This window comes from Castellaniella sp. S9, from assembly GCF_027257175.1.
Taxonomy (GTDB): domain Bacteria; phylum Pseudomonadota; class Gammaproteobacteria; order Burkholderiales; family Burkholderiaceae_B; genus Castellaniella.
On sequence record NZ_JAPFGD010000001.1, the window covers coordinates 202,786 to 227,686 of the forward strand.

Below are 24,901 nucleotides of genomic sequence, written 5' to 3' on the forward strand. Positions count from 1 at the left end.
GTCATATTTAAACTAATTTTAAAATTAGAAAATGACATTAAAAATACATTTCCATGCATTTTTTACATGACCGGGGCCAGTATAGTTCGAAATCCGGAGAAAATCACGAGTAGTTTTCCCTGCCACGAGGTCTTTGTGTGTCTTTTCTTTTCTTTTGAAAGAAAAAAACATTTCTTATTTTTTCTTTCGAGGAGCAGGCCTCGAGGCCGCCGGGCGGCATCCCGCAGGGCGTCAGCCGCCGTATCGTCGCGCAAGTGTCCTGAACGCGCGGGCATCCTGCGCGGCACCGGTCTCTTCGGCCAGAATGTCGGCCACCCGGCCCGCGGCTTGCGCGGCCAGGGCCGCGTCCAGGAACAGCATCCGGTGGCGTCGCGCCAGGACGTCCTCGATGGTGCGCGCGTATTCGTAGCGGACCGCAAAACGCACCATGGCCTCGCTCAGACCCAGGCCCAGCATCGCGTCGGCGCCCGGCAGGCCCGCCAGGAACGGCGCCTCCGTGCCATACAGCGCCGGTCCGGGCGCTGCGGCCAGCCGCGGCGCAGCCGCGTCGGCGGGGGGGGGCGCGCCGATCAGTGGGAAGTCCGCCGTCCGGCAGGCGGGCAGGCGATCAAAGAGTGTGGCCTGCACGCAACGGTCCAGGACGTCTTCGGCCATGGCGCGATACGTGGTCCACTTGCCGCCGGTGACGGTCACCAGGCCGCCAGGGCTGACCAGCACCGTGTGCTCGCGGCTGATCGCCTGGGTGTCGCCCTGCTCGTCCCAGGCGGGACGCACCAGCGGGCGCAGGCCGGCCCACTGGCTGCGGACGTCCTCGCGCCGCGGCGGCCGCGCCAGCACCTTGCCCGCCTCAGACAAAATGAACTCGACCTCTTGCTCGAAAGGCAGCGGTTCCCGCGCCAGGTCGCTGCGCGGGGTGTCGGTGGTCCCCAGGATCAGACGGCCCATCCAGGGCACGGCGAAGAGCACCCGCCCATCGCGCGTCCGGGGCACCAGCAGGGCCTGGTCTCCGGGCATGAATGCACGGTCCACGACGAGGTGCGCGCCCTGGCTGGGCACGACCATGGGTTGGGCCTCGCGCCCCTGACCCAAGCCGTCCATGCGCCTGACCCCATCCACCCAGACACCGGTGGCGTTGATGACGCAGCGGGCGCGGATTGCAGCCCCGCCCTGGCCCAAGGTGTCCCGCCAGCGCGCGCCACACAGCCGTCCGCCCTCGTGCAGCAGACCCTCGACACCACAATAGTTCACCAATAGCGCGCCCTGGGCGGCGGCGGTGCGGGCCAGCGCCAGCGCCAGACGCGCGTCATCGAACTGCCCATCCCAATAGCGCACCCCGCCGCGCAGGCCCTCGGCGCGCGCGCCCGGCAGGCACTCGAGCGCCCGGGCGCGGCCCAGCCACTGCGTGGGGCCGAGACTGGCGGATCCGGCCAGGCAGTCGTAGAGCTTGAGCCCCGCCCCATAGAAGGGAACCTCCCAGGCCCGATAGCCGGGCACGACGAAAGCCAGGGGCTGCGCCAGATGGGGTGCGTTGCGCAGCAGCGCGCGGCGCTCGTGCAGCGCCTCGCGCACCAGGGCGATATTGCCTTGCGCCAGATAGCGCACCCCGCCATGCACGAGCTTGGTGGCTCGCGACGAGGTGCCGCCGGCGAAATCGTGCGATTCCAGCAGGACCACGGACAGGCCGCGCAAACGGGCGTCCAGCGCGACGCCCAGGCCCGTGGCGCCGCCGCCGATCACCAGCAGGTCCACCTCGCGCGTGGCGCGCAGTGCGGCAAGCAGCCGCGCACGATCAGTTTCGAGCGGCGCGGGCACGGCCGGCCCGGACGCCATCGGATACACTGGCTTGTCCATCCCTATCATTATCGTCGGTTTCGCCCACGTAAAATGAGCCATCTCCTCGCACTCGACCAGGGAACCTCCAGCACCCGCAGCATCGTGTTCGACCGCGGGGGGCGCATCATCGCCCTGGCGCAGCGCGAACTCACGCAGCGCTACCCCCAGCCGGGCTGGGTCGAGCACGATCCCATGGAAATCTGGCGGGCGCAGCGCGACACCATGGTCGAGGCCCTGGCCCGCGCGGGGATCGGCGCGCAGGCGGTGCAGGCGATCGGCATCACCAACCAGCGCGAGACCACCATCGTCTGGGACCGCAAGACCGGACAGCCGGTGCACCATGCCATCGTCTGGCAGGACCGGCGCGCCGAGCCGGCCTGCGCCGAGTTGCGCGAGCGCGGCCTGGAACCCCTGATCCTGCAAAAGACCGGCTTGCGCGTGGACGCCTATTTCTCGGCGACCAAGCTCAAGTGGATACTCGACCACGTCCCCGGGGCCCGGGCCCGCGCGCAAGCCGGGGACCTGGCCTTCGGCACCGTGGACAGCTGGCTGATCTGGCAGCTCACCGGCGGCGGCCGCCACCTGACCGACGTCAGCAACGCCGCGCGCACCATGCTGCTGGACGTGCATCGCAATGCCTGGGACGAGGAACTGCTGGACACGCTGGGGATCCCGCTCGCAATGATGCCCGAGGTCCTGCCCTCCGCGGCGGATTTCGGCGAAACCCGGGCCGAGCTGCTGGGCCGCGCCCTGCCGATCAGCGGGGTCGCCGGCGACCAGCAGAGCGCGCTGTTCGGCCAGGCCTGCTTCCATCCCGGCATGGCCAAGAACACCTATGGCACCGGCTGCTTCATGCTGATGCACACGGGTCCGCGGTTTCAGCTGTCGGACAACGGCCTGGTGACCACCAGCGCCGCGCAGACCGGCCCCCAGCTGGAATACGCCCTGGAGGGCGGCGTTTTCGTGGGCGGGGCCGTGGTGCAGTGGCTGCGCGACGGCCTGGGCGCGTTCGAGCGCAGCAGCGACGTCGAGGGGCTCGCCCGTTCGGTGCCGGATTCCGGCGGCGTCATGTTCGTGCCCGCCTTCACGGGCCTGGGCGCGCCCTACTGGAACCCCGAGGCGCGCGGCACGATCGTGGGCCTGACGCGCGGCACGACGATGGCGCACGTGGCGCGCGCCGCCCTCGAGAGCATCGCCTATCAAAGCGCCGCCCTGCTCCTGGCCATGAGCCGCGACGCCCGGGCCGCCGGTGCCGCGCCCCTGGCCGAGCTGCGGGTGGACGGCGGCGCCTGCGTCAACGACTTGCTGATGCAGTTCCAGGCCGACCTGCTGGGAATCCCGGTGCTGCGGCCCGCCATGATCGAGACCACGGCGCTGGGCGCGGCCTTCCTGGCCGGCCTGCAGGCCGGGTTCTACCGCGACCGCGAGGAACTTTCCGCCCTGTGGCGGATCGAGCGCCGCTTCACCCCCACGATGCCGCGCGACCAGGCCGAGGAACGCCTGGATCGCTGGGCGCGCGCGGTGCGCCAGGCCTGCGCGCCCTGAGGCGGACGAAAAACAGCATAGAATGAGCCTTCCGGCATCCCGGCCGGGCCGCTTGCGGCCCCTGCCCCACGACAACCGCCATGCTCAAGAACATCGTCCTGATCCTCGCGATCTTCATCATCATCCTGCTGGCGCTGAGCTTCGGCGAAACGGCGTTCCACGAGGTCCTGGCCTGGATCTCGGCCTTCACGGGCGTCCTGGTGCGGAATTTCGGCGAACTGTTCGACGCCGTCACCCGCTACCTGCACCTGCACACCGGCAAGGTGCTGCTGGCCCTGCTGCTGACGATTCCGATCAGCATCTGGGTGCTGCGCTCGCGCCGCGACACCCTCGCCACGCCGTCGACGCAGCGCAAGATCGCCATCGTCCTGGCCTTGTTCCTGGGCTGGCTGGGGGCGCACCGCTTCTACCTCGGCCAGGTCGGCTGGGGGCTGGGCTATCTGCTCATCTGGTATTGGTTCACGCCGCTGGCCGTGATCCTGGGCCTGATCGATGCGATCCGCTATCTGTTCATGGACGAAGAGGCCTTCGCCGCCTCGCGCCAGCCCTGAGGCGCGCGGGGGCACGCATCGCATGCGGTTCCTGAGCCTGCCGGCCGAGCCGGCCACCGACGGGCGCGCGGACGAGGATTTGATCCCGCGGGCGGCGGCCCTGGGCCCGGTGGCCCGGGTATGGGACGCTCCTCGAGGCCTGGTCGTGCCGCGCACCTATGCAGCCCTCCCGGGCTTCGACACCGCTTGCGCGGCTTTTGCCCGCGAGGGCTGGCCGATCGCGGTCCGGCAGTCGGGCGGCGGCGTGGTGCCCCAGGGCCCGGGCATCCTCAACCTCAGCCTCGCATTGCCGGTCGACGGCCGGCCACTGGATCATTCCGAGACACTGTATCGCCTGCTGTGCGACGTCATCCAGGCCGCCCTGGCCCCGCTGGGCATCGAGGCGCGCCCCCAGGCCGTGGAGGGCTCGTTCTGCGACGGGCGCTTCAACCTCGCCGTCGGCGCGCCGGCCCGCAAGATCGCGGGCACCGCCCAAGTCTGGCGCCGCGTCCCCGAGGGGCCGCCGGGCAGGCACATCGGCCTGGCCCACGCCCTGATCCTGGCCCAGATCGACCCGGCCGTCCTGACCCGCCAGGCCAATCGGCTTGAAACGATGCTGGGCACGAGCCGGCGCTATCTGTCCGAACGCATCGCCTCGCTGGACACGCTGGCGCCGGCGCCGGCGTCGGGCTTTCCGGATGCGCTGCGGACCCGCCTCGAGGATGCGCTGGCCGCGGCCTGGCCGGATCTCACCACGGATCGCTGAGCGGTCCCGGCGACCCGGCCCCGACGTTCAGGCGCGCCAGCGCGCGCGGCAGGTCGGGTTGGGTGCCGTCCTCGCCCAGGCGATCGAGCAGGCCCATGCGGCGCAACTTGCCGGCTACGCGCGCATTGGCGCCGCACAACACCAGGCGCACGCCGTGCGCCGCCAGGCTGGTGGCCAGTTCGTCCAGGGCCTGCAGGGCGGTCGCATCGGCGAAGGGCACCCGTTCAAGCCGCAACACCAGCGCCTTGGCGTGCGAGCCGGCCAGCGCATGATGCAGGCGCTCGACCGCGGCGAAGAACAGCGGGCCGCGCACCTCGTGGACCTCGACGCCGGGCGGCATGCGGGCGAAGCCCTCGGCCCCCAGTTCGCGGCGCAGATGGTCCTCGCCTTGCACGACCACGTCGACGCTGTCGGCCATGCGGCGCAGGAAATGCAGCACCGCCAGCACGATGCCGATGTTCACCGCCACCACCAGGTCGGCGAACACCGTCAGGAAAAAAGTGACCAGCAGGATCACCACATCGGCGCGCGGCGCGCGGCGCGCCAGGCGGATGAAGCGCGGCGCCTCGCTCATGTTCCAGGCGACGACGAACAGCACCGCCGCCAGCGTGGCCAGCGGAATATGGCGGGCCAGCGGCGCCAGCAGCAGCAGGACCAGCAGCAGCGTCAGCGCGTGGACGATGCCCGCCAGCGGGCTGGTGCCGCCGCTGCGGATGTTGGTGGCGGTCCGGGCGATCGCGCCGGTGGCGGCGATGCCGCCGAACAAGGGCGAGAGGATGTTGGCCAACCCCTGCCCGACCAGCTCGGCATTCGAATCGTGGCGCGTGCCCGCCATGCCGTCGGCGACCACGGCGGACAGCAGCGACTCGATGGCGCCGAGCATGGCGATGGCGAAGGCCGGCCCGATCAGGCTGAGCAGCCGGTCCAGCGTCCATTCGGGCCAGGCGAAGGCCGGCAGGCCGCGTGGAATGTCGCCAAAGGCGCTGCCGATGGTGGCCACCTGGGGAAACTGGAAGACCCCCTGGATCAGCGTGGCGGCCACCAGGGCGAGCAGCGGCCCGGGAACGCGGCCCAGGGCGCGGACCCAGCGCGGCGCGAGCACCAGCGCGAGCGAACCCAGCCCGAACAGCGTGGTGAGCGGATCGAATTGCGGGAAGACCTGCAGAAGCTGCCAGATCTTTTCATGAAAGTAGCGCCCCTGCACGGCGGGCAGGCCGAAGAAATCCTGCCATTGCCCCACCCAGATGATGACCCCGATGCCCGCCGTGAAGCCGATGATCACCGGCATCGGGATATAGCGGATCACCGCACCCATCCGGGCCAGGCCAAAGCCGCACAATATCAGCCCCGCCATCAGCGTGGCCAGTTGCAGCCCGTCGACGCCGTGATCGGCCACGATGCCCGAAAGGATGACGATGAAGGCGCCGGTGGGCCCGGCGATCTGGATGCGGCTGCCGCCGAACACCGAGACCACCAGCCCGGCGATGATGGCCGTGTACAGGCCTTGCTCGGGCTTGACCCCCGAGGCGATGGCGAACGCCATGGCCAGCGGCAGGGCGACCACGCCCACGATGACGCCGGCGACGATATTGGACAGCCAATGGCGCGGGGCCAACAGGCCGGCCCGCCGGGCCTCGAGCAAAGCGAACATGATTCCACCCATGGAAGGCGGTCCATTATAGTCGGTGGCGCGCGGCGCGGCGGCCGTCCCGGGCGTCGGCACCGGATCCTTCGCCGGGACCTCGGGGACAGGCTTGCGGGCGCCGCCCGCGCCGTCCTACAATCATCCGCACACGAGCGTCGCTAGGGGTGCCGCATGCGCGGCTGAGACAGTCCCTTCGAACCTGATTGAGATCATCCTCGCGCAGGAAAGCGGCTAGCCTCGGCCGCCCTGCGGCCAGCGCCTTTTTCCCGTGCTCACGACCAAAAGGCGCAGCATGTCTACCTCCTCACCCACCCCCGCCAACCAGGCTTTGGCCCCCTTGCCCGATGCGCAGCGCGTCTTTGGCTGGCGCGACCACACGGCGCTGTGGTTCAGCCTGGGCGTGGGCCTGCTGGTCATGCAGGTCGGCGCCTATCTCGTGCCCGCCCTGGGGGTGCGCGACGCGCTCACGGCGGTGGTCTTCGGCTCGATCCTGGGGGCCGGACTGCTGGCCTGGGTGGCGCGCCTGGGCTGCGACAGCGGCCTGTCCAGCGCCGGGCTGATGCACACCGTCTACGGCAGCCGCTTCGCGCGCCTGCCGGTGTTCCTCAACATCGTCCAGCTGCTGGGCTGGGCCACCTTCGAGCTGGTGGTGATGCGCGACGGCACCATCGCCATCGGGCGCCAGGCCTTCGGCCTGGAGCTCGGCCTGGTGCTGCCGACGCTGTTCTGGGGCCTGGTGGTCACGGCCTTGCTGTGCGGCTCGATGATCACCCTGGTGCGACGCTTCGTCAGCCGCTTCGGCCTGCCGCTGGTGGCTGCCTCGCTGGTCTGGCTGAGCATCCAGTTCCTGATGAAACTCGACGCCGAGGGACTGCAGGCCGCCTGGCTGCGGCCCGGCACGGGCGGCCTGGGGGTGTTCGGCGCACTGGACCTGGTGATCGCCATGCCGGTGTCCTGGCTGCCGCTGGTGGCGGACTACGCGCGCCACGGACGCAGCGGCCGCTCGGCGTTCGCCGGCACCTGGCTGGGCTACACCGTGGCGAACATCTGGTGCTACGCGCTGGGCGTGCTGGTGATCACGGTGGCCGGCGCCGACACCGACATGATCGGCGCCCTGCTGCTGGCGCAGGGCGGACTGGTGGCCCTGGGCCTGATCCTGATCGACGAACTGGACAACACCTACGGCGACCTGTATTCGGGCTCGATCTCGGCCCACAGCATCGCACCGCGCCTGGGCGTGCGCGGCTGGGGCGTGGCGCTGGCCGCACTGTCCATGGTGCTGGCCATGATCCTGCCCATGCACAGCCTGGAGCCCTTTCTGCTGACGCTCAGCTCGGTATTCGTGCCCCTGTTCGGCACGATCCTGGGCCGATTGGGCCTCGCATCGACGCCCGCCGCGCCTTCGGGCCACGGCGTGCATGCCGTCCCGGCGGCGATCTGGGTGCTGGGCATCGCCTGCTATCACGCCCTGGCGCAGTGGGCACCGCAGTACGGCAGCGCCCTGCCGACGCTGGTCTTGACCTTTGCCCTGGGCGCGCTCAGCGCGCACGGCGCCGGGCGGCGCCGCGCCGCGGCCTGAGGTTCCCCGGGGCGCCCGCCTGCCCGTATCATGATGCTTTCCACGACGGAACAGGGAGGCAAGACCATGAACGATGCATGCATGCGGGCGGCCATCGAGGAGGCGCGCAAGGGACTGGCCGAGGGCGGCATTCCCATCGGCTCGGTGATCGCGCACCACGGACGCATCATCGGCCGTGGCCACAACCAGCGCGTGCAGAAAGGCAGCGCCATCCTGCACGGCGAAATGGACGCCCTGGAAAATGCCGGCCGCCAGCCGGCCGAGGTCTATCGCGACTCGGTGCTCTATACCACCTTGTCGCCCTGCGCCATGTGCAGCGGCACGATCCTGCTGTACGGCATTCCCCGCGTGATCATCGGTGAAAACCAGACTTTCATGGGCGAGGAGGACCTGCTGCGCGCGCGCGGCGTCGAGGTCGAAGTCCTGCAGGATGAGGAATGCCTGGCGCTGATGCGCCGCTTCATCGCCGACAAGCCGGAACTCTGGAACGAGGACATCGGGGTCTGAGCCGATCCCGCGCACGGCGACGCGCGGCCGGCCCGTTTCGAGCCGGCCGCGCGTCGCGGGACATGCGCCGGTATCAGGAGCGCTGTGCCGCCAGCGCGCCTTCGGGCGCCACGTCGGTGGCCCGCGAGCCGCGCAGGGCCGTCACGACCTGCCACATGACCGCCAGGCCGCCGACGATGAACACCACGTCGCCGATGGTGCGCAGCCAGCGCAGCGTCTGCAGGATGTCCTGCTGCATGAAGGTCTCGCCGCGCGCCCACCACGTGCCCTCGCTGACGCTGGCATGGAACTGCATCAGGCCGATCGGCAGCAGGCTCAGGACGATCATCAGCACCAGGCCGAGGTTCAGGCACCAGAAGCCCGTGCGCATGAGGCCTTCATTGAACTGCATGGTCGGGCGGATGTAGCGCAGCACGAAGATCGTGAAGCCCAGCGCGAGGAAGCCATAGACCCCGAAGAGCGCCGCGTGCGCATGGACCGCCGTGGTGTTCAGGCCCTGGATGTAATAGAGGGCGATCGGCGGATTGACCATGAAGCCGAAGACGCCGGCACCCAGCATGTTCCAGAAGGACACCGTCACGAAGAACACCAGGGGCCAGCGCAAGGTTTCCATCCAGGGTGCGCGGGCCTTCAGGCGCCAGTTTTCCCAGGCCTCGTAGCCCAGCACCACCAGGGGGACGACCTCGAGCGCGCTGAAGGTTGCGCCGATGGCCATGATGGGGGTGGTGGTGCCCGAGAAATACAGGTGGTGCATGGTGCCCGGCACGCCGCCCAGCATGAACAGCGCGGCCGAGGTCAGGCTGGCGGTGGTCGCGCCGCGCCGCGACACCAGGCCCATGGTCGAGAAGATGAAGGCCAGCGCCGTGGTCGCAAAGACCTCGAAGAACCCTTCCACCCACAGGTGCACCACCCACCAGCGCCAGTACTCCATGACGGACAGGTGCGTGTGTTCGCCGTAGGTCAGGCCGGCGCCGTAGAACAGGCCGATGGCGATGACCGACGAGCTGAACAGGGCCAACAGGTTCTTGTCGCCCTTGACCTTGAAGGCGGGCAGAATGCCGCGCAGCATCAGGATCAGCCAGAACACCACGCCGAGGAACTTGCCCCACTGCCAGAGGCGGCCGAGCTCGACATACTCATAGCCCTGGTGCCCCAGCCAGAAGTTCCATTCGGCCGGCATGATGTGCGCGATCGACAGAAAATTGCCGCTGAACGAGCCGACGACCACCAGGATGAGGGCCCAGAACAGGATGTCCACGCCGAGCTTCTGGAATTTGGGATCCTTGCCGCCGTTGATGATGGGCGCGAGGAACAGGCCGGCCGCCAGGAAGCCGGTGGCGATCCAGAACAGCGCCGCCTGGATGTGCCAGGTGCGCACCAGCGAGTACGGCAGCCATTCCGAGACATTGACGCCGTAGAAGGTCTGACCCTCGACGGTGTAGTGCGCGGTGAAGCCGCCGATGAAGATCTGCGCCACGAACAGCGCGACCACCAGAAACAGGTATTTGCCCAGCGCGCGCTGCGAAGGCGTGAGCTGGATCTGGAGGATGGGATCGCGGGCGGGCGCCGGTTCATCCACATGGTCGCGGTGGATGAAGGCCCAGCCCCAGACCAGCAGGCCCACGCCGACGATCAGCACGATCACGCTGATGATGGACCAGACCACGTTCTCGGCCGTGGGCACGTTGTCGATCAAGGGCTCGTGGGGCCAATTGTTGGTGTAGGTGGCGCTCATGCCCGGCCGCTCGGTGGCCGCGGCCCAGGCCGTCCAGAAGAAGAAGTCCCCCAGGTAGGCGCGCGCCTGCGCGCTGGGCAGGGTGGCCTCCTTCATCGCGAAGCTCTCGCGCGAGGGGCGTAGCGCCGGATCGTCGCCAAACAGCTTGTCATAATAGGCGGCCGTCTGGGCCATCGCCTGGGCACGCCGCTCGGACACCATCATCGTGCCGCTGGCCTCATCGAAGGTGTTCTTGCGGTATTCCTCTTTCAGGCGATGCTGCAGCACCATCTGGGAATCGCCGTCAAGTTGCGCGTACGACACGCCGGCGAGTTCCCGGGACGCCAGATCGAGCCAGGCGGTCAGTTCGCGATGCAGCCAGTCGGCCGTCCAGTCCGGCGCCTGGTAGGCGCCGTGGCCCCAGATCGAGCCGACGGTCATGCCGCCCGCGGACTGCCAGGCGCTCTGTCCCTTGAGGACGTCCTCCTGGGTCATCAACACCTTGCCGGAGGCGGTCACCACCTGCTGGGGAATCGGGGGGGCCTGGTTGTAGACCTCTTTGCCCATCCACCCCAGCAAGCCGAAGGTCACCGCCAGGACGCCGATCAGCGTCCACCATAACTTCTTGTATTCACCCATTCTGCGCTCCTTCTGCAGCTGTCAGGCGTTCTCGACACGGCGCCGGCCGGCGCCCCTAGTTCACTTCGACACAATCAAAAGCAAATGTCATGCCAGGTATAAACCCTAGGAAGGAGGCTGATCTATATCAAATTGGGTATTTTCAACCTTATTCAAAATGGTATAAATGACCATTGAAAAGTGATTTATACCCTGATGGAAGACAAGCTACTGGCCGACCTGGCCGAGGAATTGCCCGACGGCGTGCGGCTGCAGCGCGCAGCCCAGGCCATCCGCCATGCATACGCCTGCGACGCGGTCGGCTTGCTGGTCCTCGACGGCGAGGACACCTTGCGCCTGGTGGCCGCCGCGGGCCTCGCGCACGAGGCCCTGGGACGGCGCTTTCTGGTGGCCCAGCATCCGCGTTTCGCCGCCATCCTCTCGCGGCGCGAACCCACCTGGTTCGACATGGACAGCGTGTTGCCCGATCCCTATGACGGCCTGCTCGACGACCGCAAGGGCTCGCCCTTGCCCGTGCACGACTGCATGGGCATGACGCTGTACGGCAACGGCCGGCCCTGGGGCATCATGACGCTGGATGCGCTGACCACGGGCGCCTTCGACGAGGCGGCGCGCGTGCGGCTGCAGCGCCTGGGCCTGATCCTGCAGGCCGCCGTGCGCCTGACCGACCTCGAGCGCGAGAACCGCCAGCTGCGCCTGCTCGGCAGCACCCAGCACGGCATCGAGCGCATCGGCGAAAACGCCGAGATCCTCGGGCACAGCGAGGCCATCCAGTCCCTGTTGCACGAACTCGACCTGGTGGCCGATTCCGACCTGCCCATCCTCCTGCTGGGGGAAACCGGGGTGGGCAAGGAACTCTTTGCGCGGCGGCTGCACCGCCATTCGCGCCGCGGCCACAAGCCCATGATCCACGTCAATTGCGCCGCCCTGCCCGAATCCCTGGCCGAAAGCGAACTCTTCGGCCACGTCAAGGGGGCCTTCTCGGGCGCGACCAGCGATCGGCCGGGACGCTTCGAGGCCGCCCAGGGCGGCACGCTGTTCCTCGACGAAGTGGGCGAACTGCCCCTCGGCCTGCAGGCCAAGCTGTTGCGCGCCCTGCAGAACGGCGAAATCCAGCGCCTGGGCACCGACGAGACCATCAAGACCGACGTGCGCATCATCGCCGCGACCAACCGCGACCTGAAGGCCAATACCCTGGCGGGCAACTTCCGCGCCGACCTGTACCATCGCCTGTCGGTGTACCCGGTGCCCATCCCGCCCCTGCGCGAACGCGAACGCGACATCCTCATCCTCGCGGGCCATTTCCTCGAATTCAACCGCGCGCGCCTGGGCCTGCGCGGCGTGCGCCTGTCGTATGGCGCCGAACGCGCGCTGCTGCGCTATCCGTGGCCGGGGAACGTGCGCGAACTGGAACACGTCATCAGCCGCGCCGCCCTCAAGATGCTCAGCCGCGGCGCCTCGCGCGACCAGGTCATGACCATAGGCCCGGAACTCCTGGACCTCGACATACCCGAGACCCCCGCGGCCGAGGACCACTACGAGGGCCAGTACGGCACGCCGGCCGAGCCCTCCCGCGCGGCGGAGGCGCCCACCGAGGACGCGGATCTCTACGATACCGAGCCGTTCTACGGGCCGGGCGCGCCCATCGCGCCCGACCTCGCCAGCCCATCAGGCACGCGGCAAGACATCCAGGCCGTCCGCGCCTTGCGCGAGAGCGTCGAGTCCTGCCAGCGGGCGGCCATCCAGCACGCGTTGGCGACGACCAATTACAACTGGGCGCAGGCGGCGCGCGCCCTGCAGATCGACCCCAGCAACCTGCACAAGCTGGCCCGCCGCCTGGGCCTCAAGGCGCGACGCTGACGCCCTGCGCCGCACGGCAAGATCGCCATGCGGCGCGGTCAGGCCCTAAAATGCCGTCCATCGCTTACGGCACGCCAACCCTCGACAAGGAAAAAGACACACCATGGACTGGAGCAAGGTCTTGATCGAAAGCGGCCTGTGGCTGCTCAAAGCCTACGTCATCACCGCCATCGTCTCGGTCGCCGCCGCCTGGTGCGTCATCCGATACACGCGCTGGGGGCGGCAATTCTGGCTGCTCAGCAAGGATTATTTTTCGCCGCGCCGCAGTTGGCGGCCGCTGGCCGGGGTGGCGCTGATCCTGCTGCTCACACTCGCGGCCGTGCGCCTGGATGTGCTGTTCTCGTACTGGTACAACACCATGTACACGGCCCTGCAGGAGCTGAACGAATCCGGCTTCTGGGCCGCCATGCTGCTGTTCGCCTTGCTGGCGGCGGTGCACGTCGTGCGCTCGCTGTTCGATTTCTACGTCCAGCAGGCCTTCATCATCCACTGGCGCACCTGGCTGAACGAAACCCTGCTCACGCGCTGGATGGACCGCCAGGCCTATTACCGCGGCCAACCCCTCAGCCACCTGGCCGACAACCCCGACCAGCGTATCCAGCAGGACATCACCACCTTCGCCCAGGACTCGATGACCTTGGCCGTCGGCGTGATCAACGCCGTGGTCTCGACCATCGCCTTCACCCTGATCCTGTGGTCGCTGTCGGGCCCCATGACGGTGTTCGGCACCGAGATCCCGCGCGGCATGGTGTTCCTGGTGTTCATCTATGTCTTCATCGCCACCCTGCTGGCGATCCGCATCGGCCGCCCCCTCATCCGCCTGAATTTCCTGAACGAGAAATTCAACGCCGACTACCGCTATGCGCTGGTGCGCGTGCGCGAATACGCCGAGAGCATCGCTTTCTACCGCGGCGAGCGCGTCGAGGGCAGCGCGCTGCGGCGCTGGTTCGCACAGGTGATCGCCAACGCCTGGGCCATCATCTACCGGTCGCTGAAGTTCCTCGGCTTCAACTTCATCGTGACCCAGACGGCCGTGGTGTTTCCCTTCATCATCCAGGCGTCGCGATTCTTTTCCAAGCAGATCAGCCTGGGCGACCTGATCCAGACGGCCCAGGCTTTCGGCCGCCTGCAGGACAACCTGTCGTTCTTTCGCAATGCGTACGACAGCTTCGCCACCTACCGCGCCACCCTCGATCGTCTGACCGGATTCAACGACGTGATCGACGCGGCACACGCGCTGTCCCTGCCGCCGGCGCGCGAGGACGGCGACCGCCTGGCGCTGCACGGCGTGTCCCTGCGCACGCCCGACGGGCGCCTGCTGCTCAAGGACCTGGACCTCGAGGTGGCGCCGGCCCAGCCCCTGCTGATCCGCGGCCCCTCGGGATCGGGCAAGACCACCCTGTTGCGCATGATCGCCGGCATCTGGCCTTACGGCGAGGGCGAGGTCGTGCGCCCGGAGGAATCGGCGCTGTTCCTCGCACAAAAGCCCTACCTGCCGCTGGGGTCCCTGCGCGACGCCCTGCGCTATCCCAATCCCGTTACCGCCCAGGCCGACGAAGCCATGCGCGCGCGCGACCGCGAGGTGCTGCGCAAAGTGCAACTCGGCCACCTCGAGGACCGGCTCGACGAGGTCGAGGACTGGGGCCGCATCCTGTCCCTGGGCGAGCAGCAGCGGCTGGCCTTCGGGCGCCTGCTGCTCGCCCGGCCCAGTGCCGCCTTCCTCGACGAGGCCACCTCGGCGATGGACGAGGGCCTCGAGGACGCCATGTACCGCCTGGTGCGCGAGGAGCTGCCGGATACGCGGCTGGTCAGCGTCGGCCACCGCAGCACGCTGCAGCGCCACCACGGTGCCCAACTGACGCTGGCCGGCGCCGATGGCGGCTGGACGCTGGCGCCGATTGCCTGACCCGCGGCACCGGGCGGCGCGGCGCGCCGCCCGGGCCTGTTAAGATCGCAACGACCGGGCTCGCCGAGCCGCACCCCCGCATCCCCCGGAAAACGCCATGGATTATTACTTCATCAAGCACCTGCACGTCACGGCCGTCGGCCTGAGCATCACACTGTTCCTGATCCGCGCCTGGTGGTCGATCACCGAATCCAGCCTGCTGCAGGCGCGCGTCGTCCGCATCCTGCCCCACGTCGTGGATACCGTCCTGCTGGTCTGTGGCGTGATCCTGGCCGCCATGATCGGGCCCAACCAGCCCTGGATCCTGACCAAGATCGTGCTGCTGCTGGTCTACATCGGCGTGGGCACCATCGCCATCAAGCGCGGCAAGACCCGCCGCACGCGCCTGATCGCCGCCTTGATTTCGGTTGCCGTGTTCGCCTATATCGTGGGCGTCGCGATCCATCACGACTCGGCGTCCTGGTTCGCATAGCGAAACACCAGGCCCGTGCGGACGGCATCGCGCAGGCCCAGCCCTACAGCGCGCCCAGCAAGGCCTGCATCCCGAGGCTGCTGAGCGCCACGGCGGCCCAGGTTCCCAGCCCCAGCAGCACGGGCCGCAGGCCCGCGCCGGCCAGGCGGCGCAGATCCGAGGACAGGCCGATGGCCGTCAAGGCCATGACAATCAGGAACTGCGCGGCCTGCTGCAGGGGCCCCTGCAGCGCCGGCGGCACCCAGCCCAGCGTGTAGACCGCGCTGGCCGCGAGGAACCACACGATGAACCACGGAAAGATGCGCAGCAGGGACACGCGCGCCGCATCGCGGCGCGCGCGCCACGCGACCCAGCCCGCGATCACCAGGCACACCGGGATGATCAGCGTGGCGCGGGTGAGCTTGACGATGGTGGCGATGTCGCCGGCCGCGGTGCTGTAGCTGTAGCCGGCGGCCACCACCGACGAGGTGTCGTTGATGGCCGTCCCGGCCCAGAGGCCGAAACCGGCGTCGCTGAGCCCCAGCGCGTGCCCCAGGAAGGGAAACAGCAAGACCGCCGCGATGTTGAACAGAAAAATCGTGGAAACCGCCAGGGCGGTCTCATGACTGTCCGACCGCAGGATCGGCGCGGTGGCCGCGATCGCCGAACCGCCGCAGATCGCGGTGCCCACGCCGACCAGCGTACTGAGCCGTCCGCCCAGGCCCAGCCGCCGCCCCAGCGCCCAGGCGGCAATGAACGCCACCGACAAGGTCACCAGCGTGACGGCGAGCGAGGCGCCGCCGGTGTCGACCACCTGGCCCAGGCCGAGGTTGAAACCCAGGCCGACGATGGACCATTGCAGGATCTGGCGCGAGCCATAGGCGATGCCCGGGGCGCACAGCGGCGAGACGCCGACCAGGTTGCGCCAGGCCATGCCCAGCACAATGCCCATGACCGGCCCGCCGATCAAGGGCAGCCAGGCGCCCAGTTGCCAGCCCAGCAGGCCCAGGGCCGCCGCCAGGGCCAGGCCGTACAGGCGCGACGGCGAGCGCCCGCCCGCACCGGCATCCCGGATCCGGGCGGCGGCATGGAGAGGCTGGGGGACGGCGGAAACGGGCGGCATCTGGAACACATCCTGGCATATGTTTATGACTGTCCGTTATTTTAGAAAAGCTCTATCCATCAATAAATTCAACAATTATTAATGATCATATAAAATGTATTGATGGAAAATTCCGGGGACGCCGCCTTATGCTGGGCATCAGCCTGCGCCAGATCGAGGTCTTTGCCAGCATCGCCGCCACCGGCAGCGTGCGCGGCGCGGCCGAACAGCTGCACCTGACCCAGCCGGCCATCAGCATGGCGCTGGCCGAACTCGAGCGCCAGCTGGGCACCCCCCTGTTCGACCGCGAGCGCGGCCGCCTCAAGCTCAACGCCCGCGGCCGCGAGCAGCTGCCCCTGGCGCGCGAAATCCTCGAACGCCTGCGCGACATGCTGCGCCGCAATCCCGAACACGCGGACGCACTGGACGGCGAACTGCGGATCGGGGCCAGCAACACCGTGGGCAATTACCTGGTCGGGGAACTTCTTGGGCCTTTCGTGGCCCGACATCCCATGGTTTCCCTGCAACTGGACGTGGGTAACACCCGCAGCATCACCCAGAAGCTCCTCGACCACGAGGCCGACCTGGCCTGCGTCGAGGGGCCGGTCAATCATCCGCGTCTCGAGACCCTCCCCTGGCGCACGGACGCCTTGGTGGTCTGCGCCGCACCCTCGCATCCGCTGGCCGCCCGGGCGCGGCTGCGGGCCGAGGATTTCGCCGGCGCCCGGTGGATACTGCGCGAACGCGGGTCCGCCACCCGCAGCCAGACCGAACAGGCCATGGGCGCCCTGCCGCCGGGCCGGATCCTCCTCGAACTGGGCCAGATCGAGGCCATCAAGCAGGCCGTCATGGCCGGCCTGGGAATTGCCTGCCTGCCCTACGCGGCCACGCTGGATGCCGTCGCCACCGGCCGCCTGCGCGTGCTGCGCACCCCCTTTCTGGCGCTGGAGCGCCGCCTGTCCATCGTGCTGCACCGCAGCCGCTACCGGGGCGCACTGATCGACGCCTTCCTGCAATCCCTCACGGAGCCCGCCCATGACCACCCGTAAATCCGCCGCCCACGCCAGGCGGGACGGCGCGCTGAAGAAAGCCTGCAAGTCCTACGAAACCACGGCGCTGGTGCTCCAGGGCGGCGGCGCTCTCGGCGCCTACCAGGCGGGCGTCTACGAGGGCCTGCACGAGGCCGGCATCGAGCTGAGCTATCTGGCCGGAATCTCGATCGGCGCGCTGAACGTGGCCGTCCTGGCGGGCAACCCGCCCGAGCAGCGCATCGACCGGCTGCGGGAATTCTGGGGCACGATCTGCCAGCCCTACAGCGGCCTGGCCCCCAATGCGCTGGTCGAGGCCAGCCTGTTCCAGATCAACGACATGGCGCGCCAGGTCATCGGCAACCTGCATGCCGGCAGCGCGCTGCTGGTGGGGCAGAAAGGCTTTTTCCGGCCGCGCTTCCCGCCCGCCGCGTTCACGCCGCTGACCGACCCGGCCAACGTGGGCTACTACGACACCCGGCCCTTGCGGGATACGCTCGAGCGCCTGTGCGATTTCGATCGCATCAACGACGGCGGACTCCACGTCTCGGTGGGCGCGGTGAATGTGCGCACCGGCAACTTCGCGTACTTCGACAACCGCAGCACACGCCTGCGGCCCGAGCATTTCATGGCCTCCGGGGCGCTGCCGCCGGCCTTCCCCGCCATCGAGATCGACGGGGAACACTATTGGGACGGGGGGCTGGTCTCGAACACGCCGCTGACCAACGTTCTGATGGAGCGGCCCGAGCGCGACACCCTGGTCTTCCAGGTGGATCTCTGGAGCGCCCGCGGCGTGGTGCCGCGCAGCATCGGCGACGTCGAGGACCGCATCCAGGACATCCGCTATTCCAGCCGGACCCGCGCGGTCACCGAGCAAATGCGCGCATACCGCAAGATGCAGCGCGCCTTGCGCGACGTGCTGGACAAGATCCCGGCCGAGATGCGCGAACAGGACCCGGCCTGCCGCCGCGCCGAGTTGCTGGCCGGCCACAAGCGCTACAACGTCATCCACCTGATCTATCGCAACAAGCCCTACGAACAGCACCACCGGGATTACCAGTTCGGCCTGGCGACCATGCGCGAGCACTGGGACGGCGGCCTGCAGGACATCCGCAACACGCTGGCCCACGAGGAATACCTGGCCATGCCGGACAACGTCGCCGGCTTCGTCACGCACGACGTGCACCGCGACGAGATCGAGCAGACCATGCACGGCGCCCTCCAACGGAACGCCGATTAGGACTCGCCGGGCCGGGGGTCCGTTCAGCCCCTTGCGGGAGACTAACGCCGCCCCAGCACGATCGCGCTGACGGCCACGAAGACGGTGCCCGCGACCTGCATGGCGGTGATGGGCTCGCCCAGGAACACGTAGGCGAGGAACAGGATCGACACCGGACCGATCAGGCCGAGCTGAGACGCCAGCGGCGCGCCGATGCGCGCCACCGCCCACATCACCATGAAGGTCGGCAGGACCGTGTTGAGCACGGCGTGGATCAATGACAGCTGGTAGACCGGCCACGGCACCGACAGGCCCGCCCAGCCCCGAACCAGAAAGAAATGCGCCAGCGTCACGATGGCGGAGACCGTCATGGCGTAGGCCGCCAGGCGCGTGGCCGTCACCCGCTCGATCAGTTCGCCGGAACCGATCAGGTAGAGCGCATAGGAGATCGCGGCGCCCAGCACGCATAGGGAGCCGATCACCACGCCATCGCCGCTGAACGACAGGTCGCCCCAGAACGCGAGGGCCACTCCGAAATAGGCCAGGCCCATGGCGATCCACTGGCGCCGCGCGATCGGCCGCTTGAGGAAACCGGCGGAGATCAGCAGGACGAAGGTGGGCGCGAGAAACAGGATCAGGCGCTCGAGCCCGGCGGAAATATATTGCAGGCCCAGGAAATCCAGGAAGCTCGAGAGGTAGTAGCCGATGCAGCCCAGAAAAACGATCCGCAGGCCGTCGCGCCAGTCCAACCGGGCAATGCGGCCCAGACGCGCGCGCCGCGCCTGGAACCCGGCGATCGCCAGAAAGAACGGCAGCGACAGCATCATGCGAAAACCGATCACGTCCAGCGCATGGACCCCGTACCGGTAGGTCAGCTTGGCGACGATCGCCTTCGCGGAAAACAGGACCGCGCCCAATCCAGCCAGCGCGAAGCCGGTCCAGAACATCCGCGAGGTCGGAGGCTGCACGATTTACTTGCCTAGTCAGATACTGATCGTTTAATATCTTAGCATGTCCCCCGATCCCGAAACGCCGACGGCCGCCCCGGCAGACCGCGCGCCGGAGGCCTGCCAGTATTACCAGGCCAACCCCAGCGCCCTCAGCCGGGACAACAACGTGGGCCTGCTGATCAAGCAGGTCCACAGCCTGCTGCACCGCGTGATCGACCACAAGGCGGCCCCCCTGGGGCTGACGGCCATCCAGTGGCGGCCCCTGATGCTGATCCGGCACCAGGGCATCGACACCCCCGCGGGCCTGGCCCGCGCCATGCAGGCCGACGCCGGGGCCATCACCCGCACGCTGGATCGCCTGGAATCCAAGGGTTTTCTGCGGCGCGAGCCCTATCCCGAGGACCGGCGCGTCGTCAAGATCGTGCTCACCGACGAGGGCCGCGCCGTCGCCAGCCAGATCCTGCCGGCCATTGCCGACACCTTGAACCTGCACCTCGAGGGATTCTCCGACGACGAAATCCGGATCCTGTTCGACCTGCTGCGCCGCATGATCGACAATGGCGAGCGCTACCTGCGCCAGGCCTCGAGTCCCGTAACCCCCTCCGAATCCTGAACTTTCCCGATCATTCGAGGCGTCCCGCCCATTCTTTGCGCGTTTTATAATTGTCTAGTCAGATACAGACCAATCAATAATATTCAGCTTATTGTCAGCATGAAGCCCTTATTTGCCCTTGCCCTCGTCCTGGCCTTGTCGGCCTGCGCCCCCATGGATCCCGGCCAGCCGGCGGTCCAGCCACTGGACGGCGCGGGCATCGGCCTGCGTGACGACATCACCGTCCAATGGCCGACCACCGAATGGTGGCGGCGCTATCGGGATCCGCAACTGGAGGGGCTGGTGGCGCGCGCCCTGGCCGGCAGTCCCAGCCTGGAGGCCGCCGGCGCACGCGTGCGCATGGCCAATGCGGCCGTGCGCAATGCCCGCGCACTGCAATGGCCGCAAGTCGACGCCCGCTACCGCATGACCCGCCAGCACTACAGTGAAAACTACATCTATCCGCCGCCGCTGGGAGGATCGATGGACACGGACAACAGCCTGACGCTGCAGGTCGATCTGGACCTCGACCTCTGGGGCCGGCAGCGCGCGCTGAGCGCGGCCGCCCGCTCCAACGCGCTGGCCGCGCAGGCCGAGCAGCAGCAGGCCCGCAGCCTGCTGGTCTCGGCCGTCGTCCAAAGCTATTTCCAGTTGCAGGACGCCCTGGCGCAATCCACGACGCTGGAATCCATTGTCGGCAAGCAGCAGAACGCGCTCGACATCACGCAGGATCGCTACACCCATGGGCTCAGCACCCAGGTGGATGTCGACCAGGCGGCATCGGCCGTTTCGGCAACCCGGGTCCAGCTGGCCCAGGCGCGCAACAATGCCGAGCTGTTGCGCCATCAACTGGCGGCCCTTGCGGGCACCGGGCCCGACGGCCTGCCCACGGTCGCGCCGCACAAAGGGACGGCCCTGCCCGAGGGCGTGCCCGAGCACATGCCGCTGGCATTGCTGGGGCGGCGCGCCGACGTCGTGGCGGCGCGCCTGCAGGCCGAGGCCGCCGGCGCCGAGGTCTCGGCCGCCAAGGCCGACTTCTTTCCCAACGTCAATCTGTCGGCCTTCGCCGGTTTCATGTCGCTGGGCATGGACCAATTGCTGCGCGGCGACAGCCGCAGCTACGGCGCAGGCCCCGCCATCACCCTGCCGATCTTCCATGCCGGGGCGCTGAACGCGCAGCTGGAAGGCCGCCGCGCCGCCCGCGACCTGGCGATCGCGCAATACAACCAGACGGTGCTGGGCGCCGTGCGCGAGGTCGCCGACGCCAGCGCCTCGATCCGCTCGCTGCGCGAGCAGATCCGCCACCAGGAGGCCAGCCTGGCAGCCAGCACCTCCGCCTATGACATCGCGCTGAAGCGGTACCAGGCGGGCCTGGGCAACTTCGTGCAGGTCCTGCTCGCGCAAAGCGACGCCCTCACCCAGGCCGTCCACGCCACCGACCTGCGCGCCCGCGCCTACATCCTGGACGCCCGGCTGGCCACCGCTCTGGGCGGCGGCTACCAGCCCGCGCCCGCATCCACAGCCCACTGATCCCGCACACTCCATCCATCATGACCGCCACCCCACTATTCTCCGAGAGTCCCCGCAAGCGCCTGCTGCTGATCGCCACGCTGATCTTCGCCCTCATCGGCGCCCTCTATGCCGCCTGGTGGTTCGTCTTTGCCGCCCGCTACGAATCGACGGACGACGCCTACGTGCATGGCAACCTGGTGCAGGTCACCTCGCAGATCCCCGGCACCATCGTCGCCATCGACGCCGAGGACACGCAGCGCGTGCACCAGGGCGACGCCTTGCTGACGCTGGATCCCAGCGACACGCGCCTTGCCCTGGAACAGGCCAAGGCGGCGCTGGCCCAGACCGTGCGCCGCACACGGACCCTGTTCGTCCAGAACGACGCCCTGGCCGCCGAGGTCGCCATGCGCAAGGCCAACATCGAACAGGCGCAGACCGTGCTCAACAAGGCGGAAAGCGACCTGCAGCGCCGCAGCGCGCTCGGCAGCTCGGGCGGGGTCAGCGGCGAGGAACTGCTGCATGCCCGCATCGCCGTCAAATCCGCCCAGGCCGGCATCGCACAAGCGCAAGCCGCCTACGCCGCCTCCAGCGCCAAGCTGCAAACCAACCAGGCGCTGACCCAAGGCAGCACGGTGGCTACCCACCCCGACGTCCTGCATGCGGCCGACCAAGTGCGCAAGGCCTGGCTGGCCGAGGCGCGCACCCGTATCGTCGCGCCGGTGAACGGGATGGTCGCCCAACGCACCGCCCAACTGGGCCAGCACATCCAGCCCGGCACCCCCCTCATGACCATCGTGCCGCTGGAGGACGTCTGGGTCGAGGCGAACTTCAAGGAAAACCAGATCCACGCGATGAAGCCCGGCCAAAAGGCCACCATCACCTCGGATCTGTACGGCAGCGCCGTCACCTACCACGGCACCGTGGTCGACATATCGGCCGGCTCCGGCGGCGCGTTTTCCCTGCTGCCGGCGCAGAACGCCAGCGGCAACTGGATCAAGGTCATCCAGCGCATCCCCGTGCGCATCCGGCTCGATCCCGAGGAATTGCGCGCCCATCCCTTGCGCGTGGGCCTGTCCATGCAGGTCGAGGTCGCCCTGTCGGGGTCCGCGGACGACACCGCGCCCGTCGGACTCGAGCCGCAGCGCACCACCGCCTACACGCATGACGGCCACGAGGTCGACGCGCTGGTCGAATCCATCATCCGCGAGAACCTGGGATCATGAGCGAACCCTCGCCCCAGGTGAGCCCGCCGGGCGGCGATGCGGCGGCGCCCGTCGCGCCGGCCCCCGCGCAAGCGCCACGCGAATACCCGCCCCTCGAAGGCAGCGCCCGCACGTTCGGCACCATCGCCCTGTCGGCCGCAGTGTTCATGAACGTCCTCGATTCCTCGATCGCCAACGTGTCGATCCCGACCATCGCGGGCGACCTGGGGGTGAGCGCCACGCAGGGCACCTGGGTCATCACCTCGTTTGCGGTGGCCAACGCCATCACCGTGCCGCTGACCGGCTGGCTGACGCAGCGCTTCGGCCAGGTCCGGCTGTTCGTGCTGTCGGTGCTGCTCTTCGTGCTCAGTTCCTGGCTGTGCGGCTTTGCCTGGTCGCTGGAATCGCTGGTGTTCTTTCGCGTCCTGCAAGGGGCGGTGGCCGGCCCCATGATCCCGCTGTCGCAATCGCTGATGCTGGCCAGCTATCCCAAGGCCAAGGCCGGGATGGCGCTGGCGATGTGGTCCATGACCATCCTGATCGGCCCGATCGCCGGCCCCCTGCTGGGCGGCTGGATTTCGGACAATTATTCCTGGTCGTGGATCTTTTACATCAACGTGCCGGTGGGCCTGCTGGCCGGCTGGGGAGCCTGGCAGGTCTACAAGGCACGCGACTCGCGCCGCGTGCGCCTGCCCATCGACCGCACCGGCCTGATCCTGCTGGTGGTGTGGGTGGGGGCGCTGCAACTGCTGCTGGACAAGGGCAAGGAACTGGAATGGTTCGCCAGCCCCTTCATCTGCCTGCTGGCCGTGGTGTCGGTCGTGACCTTCGTGTATTTCGTCATCTGGGAACTGACCGCCCGCCACCCCGTCGTCGACCTCACGCTGTTTGCCGGACGCAACTTCACCGCCGGCGTGATCTCGCTGTCGGTAGCCTACGGCGTGTTCTTCGGCACCGTCGTGCTGCTGCCCCTGTGGCTGCAGAGCACCATGGGCTACACGGCCACCTGGGCGGGCATCGCCTCGGCACCCGTGGGCATCCTGGCCATCATCCTGTCGCCCATCGTCGGCAAGCTGCTGGCCAAGCACGATCCCCGCCTCATCGCCACCGTGGCCTTCCTGATCTTCGCCCTGATCAGCTATATGCGAGCGCAATTCAACACCCAGGTCGACCTGTATGCCGTCATGCTGCCGACCTTCATCCAGGGTGCGGCAATGGCCACGTTCTTCATCCCGCTGACGACCCTGACCCTGTCCGGATTGAGCGCCGACCGCATCCCGGCGGCCGCCGGCCTGTCGAACTTCGCCCGCCTGGTGTGCGGCGCCTTCGGCACCTCGATCACCACCACGCTGTGGGACAATCGCGCCACGCTGCACCACAGCCGCATGACCGAGGTGGCGCGGCCGGGCGAACCCGCCTTCGACCAGGTGATGAGCGGCCTGCACCAACTGGGCCTGAGCAGCCGCCAGGGCGCCGCCTTGATCGACAATGCCATCAGCCAGCAGGCCTACACCATGTCGGCCACCGACATCTTTTACGCCTCGGCGATACTGTTCCTGGTGCTGATCGGCCTGGTCTGGATGGCCAAGCCCAAATCCGCAGTCCAGAACCTGTCCGGCGGCGGGTCCGGGGCGCACTAGACGAAAAAAATTATGCTATAGTTTCGCTTCTTTGCAGTTCCCCGATAGCTCAGTCGGTAGAGCGACGGACTGTTAATCCGCAGGTCCCAGGTTCGAGCCCTGGTCGGGGAGCCAAGAAACACTATAAATATCAAGCGCTTAACGCCACCCTTGCCGGTGGCGCTTGTATTTCTGGTTCCGATCTTGACCAAAAATTGACCGTGTTGGCGTGGACGGCCACATGACTCGGAGCAAGATGGGCGTACTTCTGCACCATCTCGATTTTCTCCCAACCACCCAGCTCTTTCAGCACCATGAGCGGCGTGCCACGCTGGACGTGCCAGCTTACCCAGGCTAGTACAACATCCTGTAAATATTTTGAATAATTAGCGGCCCGTACGTACGATGGCTGGATGAATCGAGGCCGCCCCGTAACGCCAGTGAAGCTGGCAAGAAAGAAAGACAAGAACTGCTGTCGCTGATCGCACGCAAGACCGCCACGCAGCGAGATGTGATGCGTGCGCGAATTGCATTGGGGGCTCACGAGGGCCGCTCTTGCTTCAACTCAATATTACGTAAGCTATCAGAATCGTTTACCCGAAGATGACAAAAACGTAATTGACGGGTAATCATATTGTCAGATTAGATCAAGCTATGTATGTCATGACGCAACTAAACTGGTTACGTCATGGGGCAATGTCG

Annotated in this window: 19 protein-coding genes, 1 tRNA gene, 1 pseudogene and 1 riboswitch; of the genes and pseudogenes, 15 read left to right on the plus strand and 6 right to left on the minus strand. The window is 67.9% G+C overall.

Translation table 11 applies throughout. From position 1 onward, the window contains the following. Positions 1 to 231: 231 nt before the first annotated feature. Complete coding sequence (locus OOZ48_RS01020) at positions 232 to 1,851, minus strand: glycerol-3-phosphate dehydrogenase/oxidase (protein ID WP_269494465.1); 1,620 nt, start codon at positions 1,849 to 1,851, stop codon at positions 232 to 234. 33 nt (positions 1,852 to 1,884) lie between these two features. Between OOZ48_RS01020 and glpK the strand changes: the two genes are divergently transcribed. The 3 genes from glpK to OOZ48_RS01035 all read left to right on the plus strand — a co-directional run bounded on the left by glpK (position 1,885) and on the right by OOZ48_RS01035 (position 4,674). Continuing rightward, positions 1,885 to 3,378: a glycerol kinase GlpK gene (gene glpK, locus OOZ48_RS01025; RefSeq protein WP_269494468.1), complete on the plus strand. Its 1,494-nt coding sequence runs from the start codon at positions 1,885 to 1,887 to the stop codon at positions 3,376 to 3,378. A gap of 80 nt (positions 3,379 to 3,458) precedes the next feature. Further along, a complete protein-coding gene (locus OOZ48_RS01030) occupies positions 3,459 to 3,929 on the plus strand; it encodes a TM2 domain-containing protein (protein ID WP_269494471.1) in 471 nt (156 codons plus the stop codon). Between the two features lie 22 nt (positions 3,930 to 3,951). After that, a complete protein-coding gene (locus OOZ48_RS01035; RefSeq protein WP_269494474.1) occupies positions 3,952 to 4,674 on the plus strand; it encodes a lipoyl protein ligase domain-containing protein in 723 nt (240 codons plus the stop codon). On the opposite strand, the gene OOZ48_RS01040 is transcribed toward OOZ48_RS01035, so the two are convergent. Next, positions 4,658 to 6,325 carry a SulP family inorganic anion transporter gene (locus tag OOZ48_RS01040; RefSeq protein ID WP_269494478.1) on the minus strand — a complete coding sequence of 556 codons (1,668 nt, stop codon included), beginning with the start codon at positions 6,323 to 6,325 and terminating at the stop codon, positions 4,658 to 4,660. The genes OOZ48_RS01035 and OOZ48_RS01040 overlap by 17 nt on opposite strands. Before the next feature lie 144 nt (positions 6,326 to 6,469). Then, positions 6,470 to 6,562: riboswitch (TPP riboswitch) on the plus strand. A gap of 49 nt (positions 6,563 to 6,611) precedes the next feature. Here OOZ48_RS01040 and OOZ48_RS01045 point away from each other — a divergent pair. Both OOZ48_RS01045 and OOZ48_RS01050 read left to right on the plus strand, forming a co-directional pair. Further along, on the plus strand, positions 6,612 to 7,898 hold the full coding sequence (locus OOZ48_RS01045; protein ID WP_269494480.1) for a purine-cytosine permease family protein: 1,287 nt from the start codon (positions 6,612 to 6,614) through the stop codon (positions 7,896 to 7,898). Positions 7,899 to 7,964: 66 nt separating this feature from the next. Then, positions 7,965 to 8,405: a nucleoside deaminase gene (locus OOZ48_RS01050; RefSeq protein WP_269494484.1), complete on the plus strand. Its 441-nt coding sequence runs from the start codon at positions 7,965 to 7,967 to the stop codon at positions 8,403 to 8,405. 73 nt (positions 8,406 to 8,478) lie between these two features. On the opposite strand, the gene OOZ48_RS01055 is transcribed toward OOZ48_RS01050, so the two are convergent. Further along, on the minus strand, positions 8,479 to 10,758 hold the full coding sequence (locus OOZ48_RS01055; protein WP_269494487.1) for a nitric-oxide reductase large subunit: 2,280 nt from the start codon (positions 10,756 to 10,758) through the stop codon (positions 8,479 to 8,481). Between the two features lie 195 nt (positions 10,759 to 10,953). Between OOZ48_RS01055 and norR the strand changes: the two genes are divergently transcribed. The 3 genes from norR to OOZ48_RS01070 all read left to right on the plus strand — a co-directional run bounded on the left by norR (position 10,954) and on the right by OOZ48_RS01070 (position 14,996). Further along, positions 10,954 to 12,618, plus strand: a complete 1,665-nt coding sequence (gene norR / locus OOZ48_RS01060) for a nitric oxide reductase transcriptional regulator NorR (RefSeq protein WP_269494490.1) — start codon at positions 10,954 to 10,956, stop codon at positions 12,616 to 12,618. A 103-nt stretch (positions 12,619 to 12,721) separates the two neighbouring features. Beyond that, positions 12,722 to 14,524 (plus strand): ABC transporter ATP-binding protein/permease, encoded by a 1,803-nt coding sequence (locus tag OOZ48_RS01065; RefSeq protein WP_269494493.1) that lies wholly within the window; start codon positions 12,722 to 12,724, stop codon positions 14,522 to 14,524. 97 nt (positions 14,525 to 14,621) lie between these two features. Further along, positions 14,622 to 14,996: a SirB2 family protein gene (locus OOZ48_RS01070; protein WP_269494496.1), complete on the plus strand. Its 375-nt coding sequence runs from the start codon at positions 14,622 to 14,624 to the stop codon at positions 14,994 to 14,996. A 43-nt stretch (positions 14,997 to 15,039) separates the two neighbouring features. Here the strand turns inward: OOZ48_RS01070 and OOZ48_RS01075 are convergent, their stop codons facing one another. Next, on the minus strand, positions 15,040 to 16,098 hold the full coding sequence (locus tag OOZ48_RS01075) for a YeiH family protein (protein WP_269494499.1): 1,059 nt from the start codon (positions 16,096 to 16,098) through the stop codon (positions 15,040 to 15,042). Between the two features lie 128 nt (positions 16,099 to 16,226). On the opposite strand from OOZ48_RS01075, the gene OOZ48_RS01080 reads away from it, so the two are divergent. Together OOZ48_RS01080 and OOZ48_RS01085 are read left to right on the plus strand one after the other, a co-directional pair. After that, positions 16,227 to 17,126: a LysR family transcriptional regulator gene (locus tag OOZ48_RS01080; protein ID WP_269494502.1), complete on the plus strand. Its 900-nt coding sequence runs from the start codon at positions 16,227 to 16,229 to the stop codon at positions 17,124 to 17,126. Continuing rightward, complete coding sequence (locus OOZ48_RS01085) at positions 17,113 to 18,345, plus strand: patatin-like phospholipase family protein (protein ID WP_269494505.1); 1,233 nt, start codon at positions 17,113 to 17,115, stop codon at positions 18,343 to 18,345. The genes OOZ48_RS01080 and OOZ48_RS01085 overlap by 14 nt, the downstream gene beginning before the upstream one ends. 41 nt (positions 18,346 to 18,386) lie before the next feature. On the opposite strand, the gene OOZ48_RS01090 is transcribed toward OOZ48_RS01085, so the two are convergent. After that, positions 18,387 to 19,292 (minus strand): DMT family transporter, encoded by a 906-nt coding sequence (locus OOZ48_RS01090; RefSeq protein WP_269494508.1) that lies wholly within the window; start codon positions 19,290 to 19,292, stop codon positions 18,387 to 18,389. A gap of 43 nt (positions 19,293 to 19,335) precedes the next feature. Here OOZ48_RS01090 and OOZ48_RS01095 point away from each other — a divergent pair, with 43 nt between their 5' ends. The 5 genes from OOZ48_RS01095 (at position 19,336) to OOZ48_RS01115 (ending at position 24,334) form a co-directional block, all read left to right on the plus strand. Continuing rightward, positions 19,336 to 19,887 carry a MarR family winged helix-turn-helix transcriptional regulator gene (locus tag OOZ48_RS01095; RefSeq protein WP_269494511.1) on the plus strand — a complete coding sequence of 184 codons (552 nt, stop codon included), beginning with the start codon at positions 19,336 to 19,338 and terminating at the stop codon, positions 19,885 to 19,887. Positions 19,888 to 19,986: 99 nt separating this feature from the next. Beyond that, positions 19,987 to 21,396 (plus strand): efflux transporter outer membrane subunit, encoded by a 1,410-nt coding sequence (locus OOZ48_RS01100; protein ID WP_269494514.1) that lies wholly within the window; start codon positions 19,987 to 19,989, stop codon positions 21,394 to 21,396. Positions 21,397 to 21,416: 20 nt separating this feature from the next. Beyond that, a complete protein-coding gene (locus tag OOZ48_RS01105; RefSeq protein ID WP_269494517.1) occupies positions 21,417 to 22,601 on the plus strand; it encodes an HlyD family efflux transporter periplasmic adaptor subunit in 1,185 nt (394 codons plus the stop codon). Continuing rightward, entirely contained in the window at positions 22,598 to 24,220 is a 1,623-nt protein-coding gene (locus OOZ48_RS01110) for a DHA2 family efflux MFS transporter permease subunit (protein ID WP_269494520.1), read from the plus strand. The genes OOZ48_RS01105 and OOZ48_RS01110 overlap by 4 nt, the downstream gene beginning before the upstream one ends. A gap of 38 nt (positions 24,221 to 24,258) precedes the next feature. After that, positions 24,259 to 24,334, plus strand: a tRNA-Asn gene (locus OOZ48_RS01115). A 16-nt stretch (positions 24,335 to 24,350) separates the two neighbouring features. Here OOZ48_RS01115 and OOZ48_RS01120 read toward each other — a convergent pair. Next, positions 24,351 to 24,551: pseudogene (locus OOZ48_RS01120) on the minus strand (tyrosine-type recombinase/integrase); the annotation flags it as partial. Positions 24,552 to 24,901 lie beyond the last annotated feature (350 nt).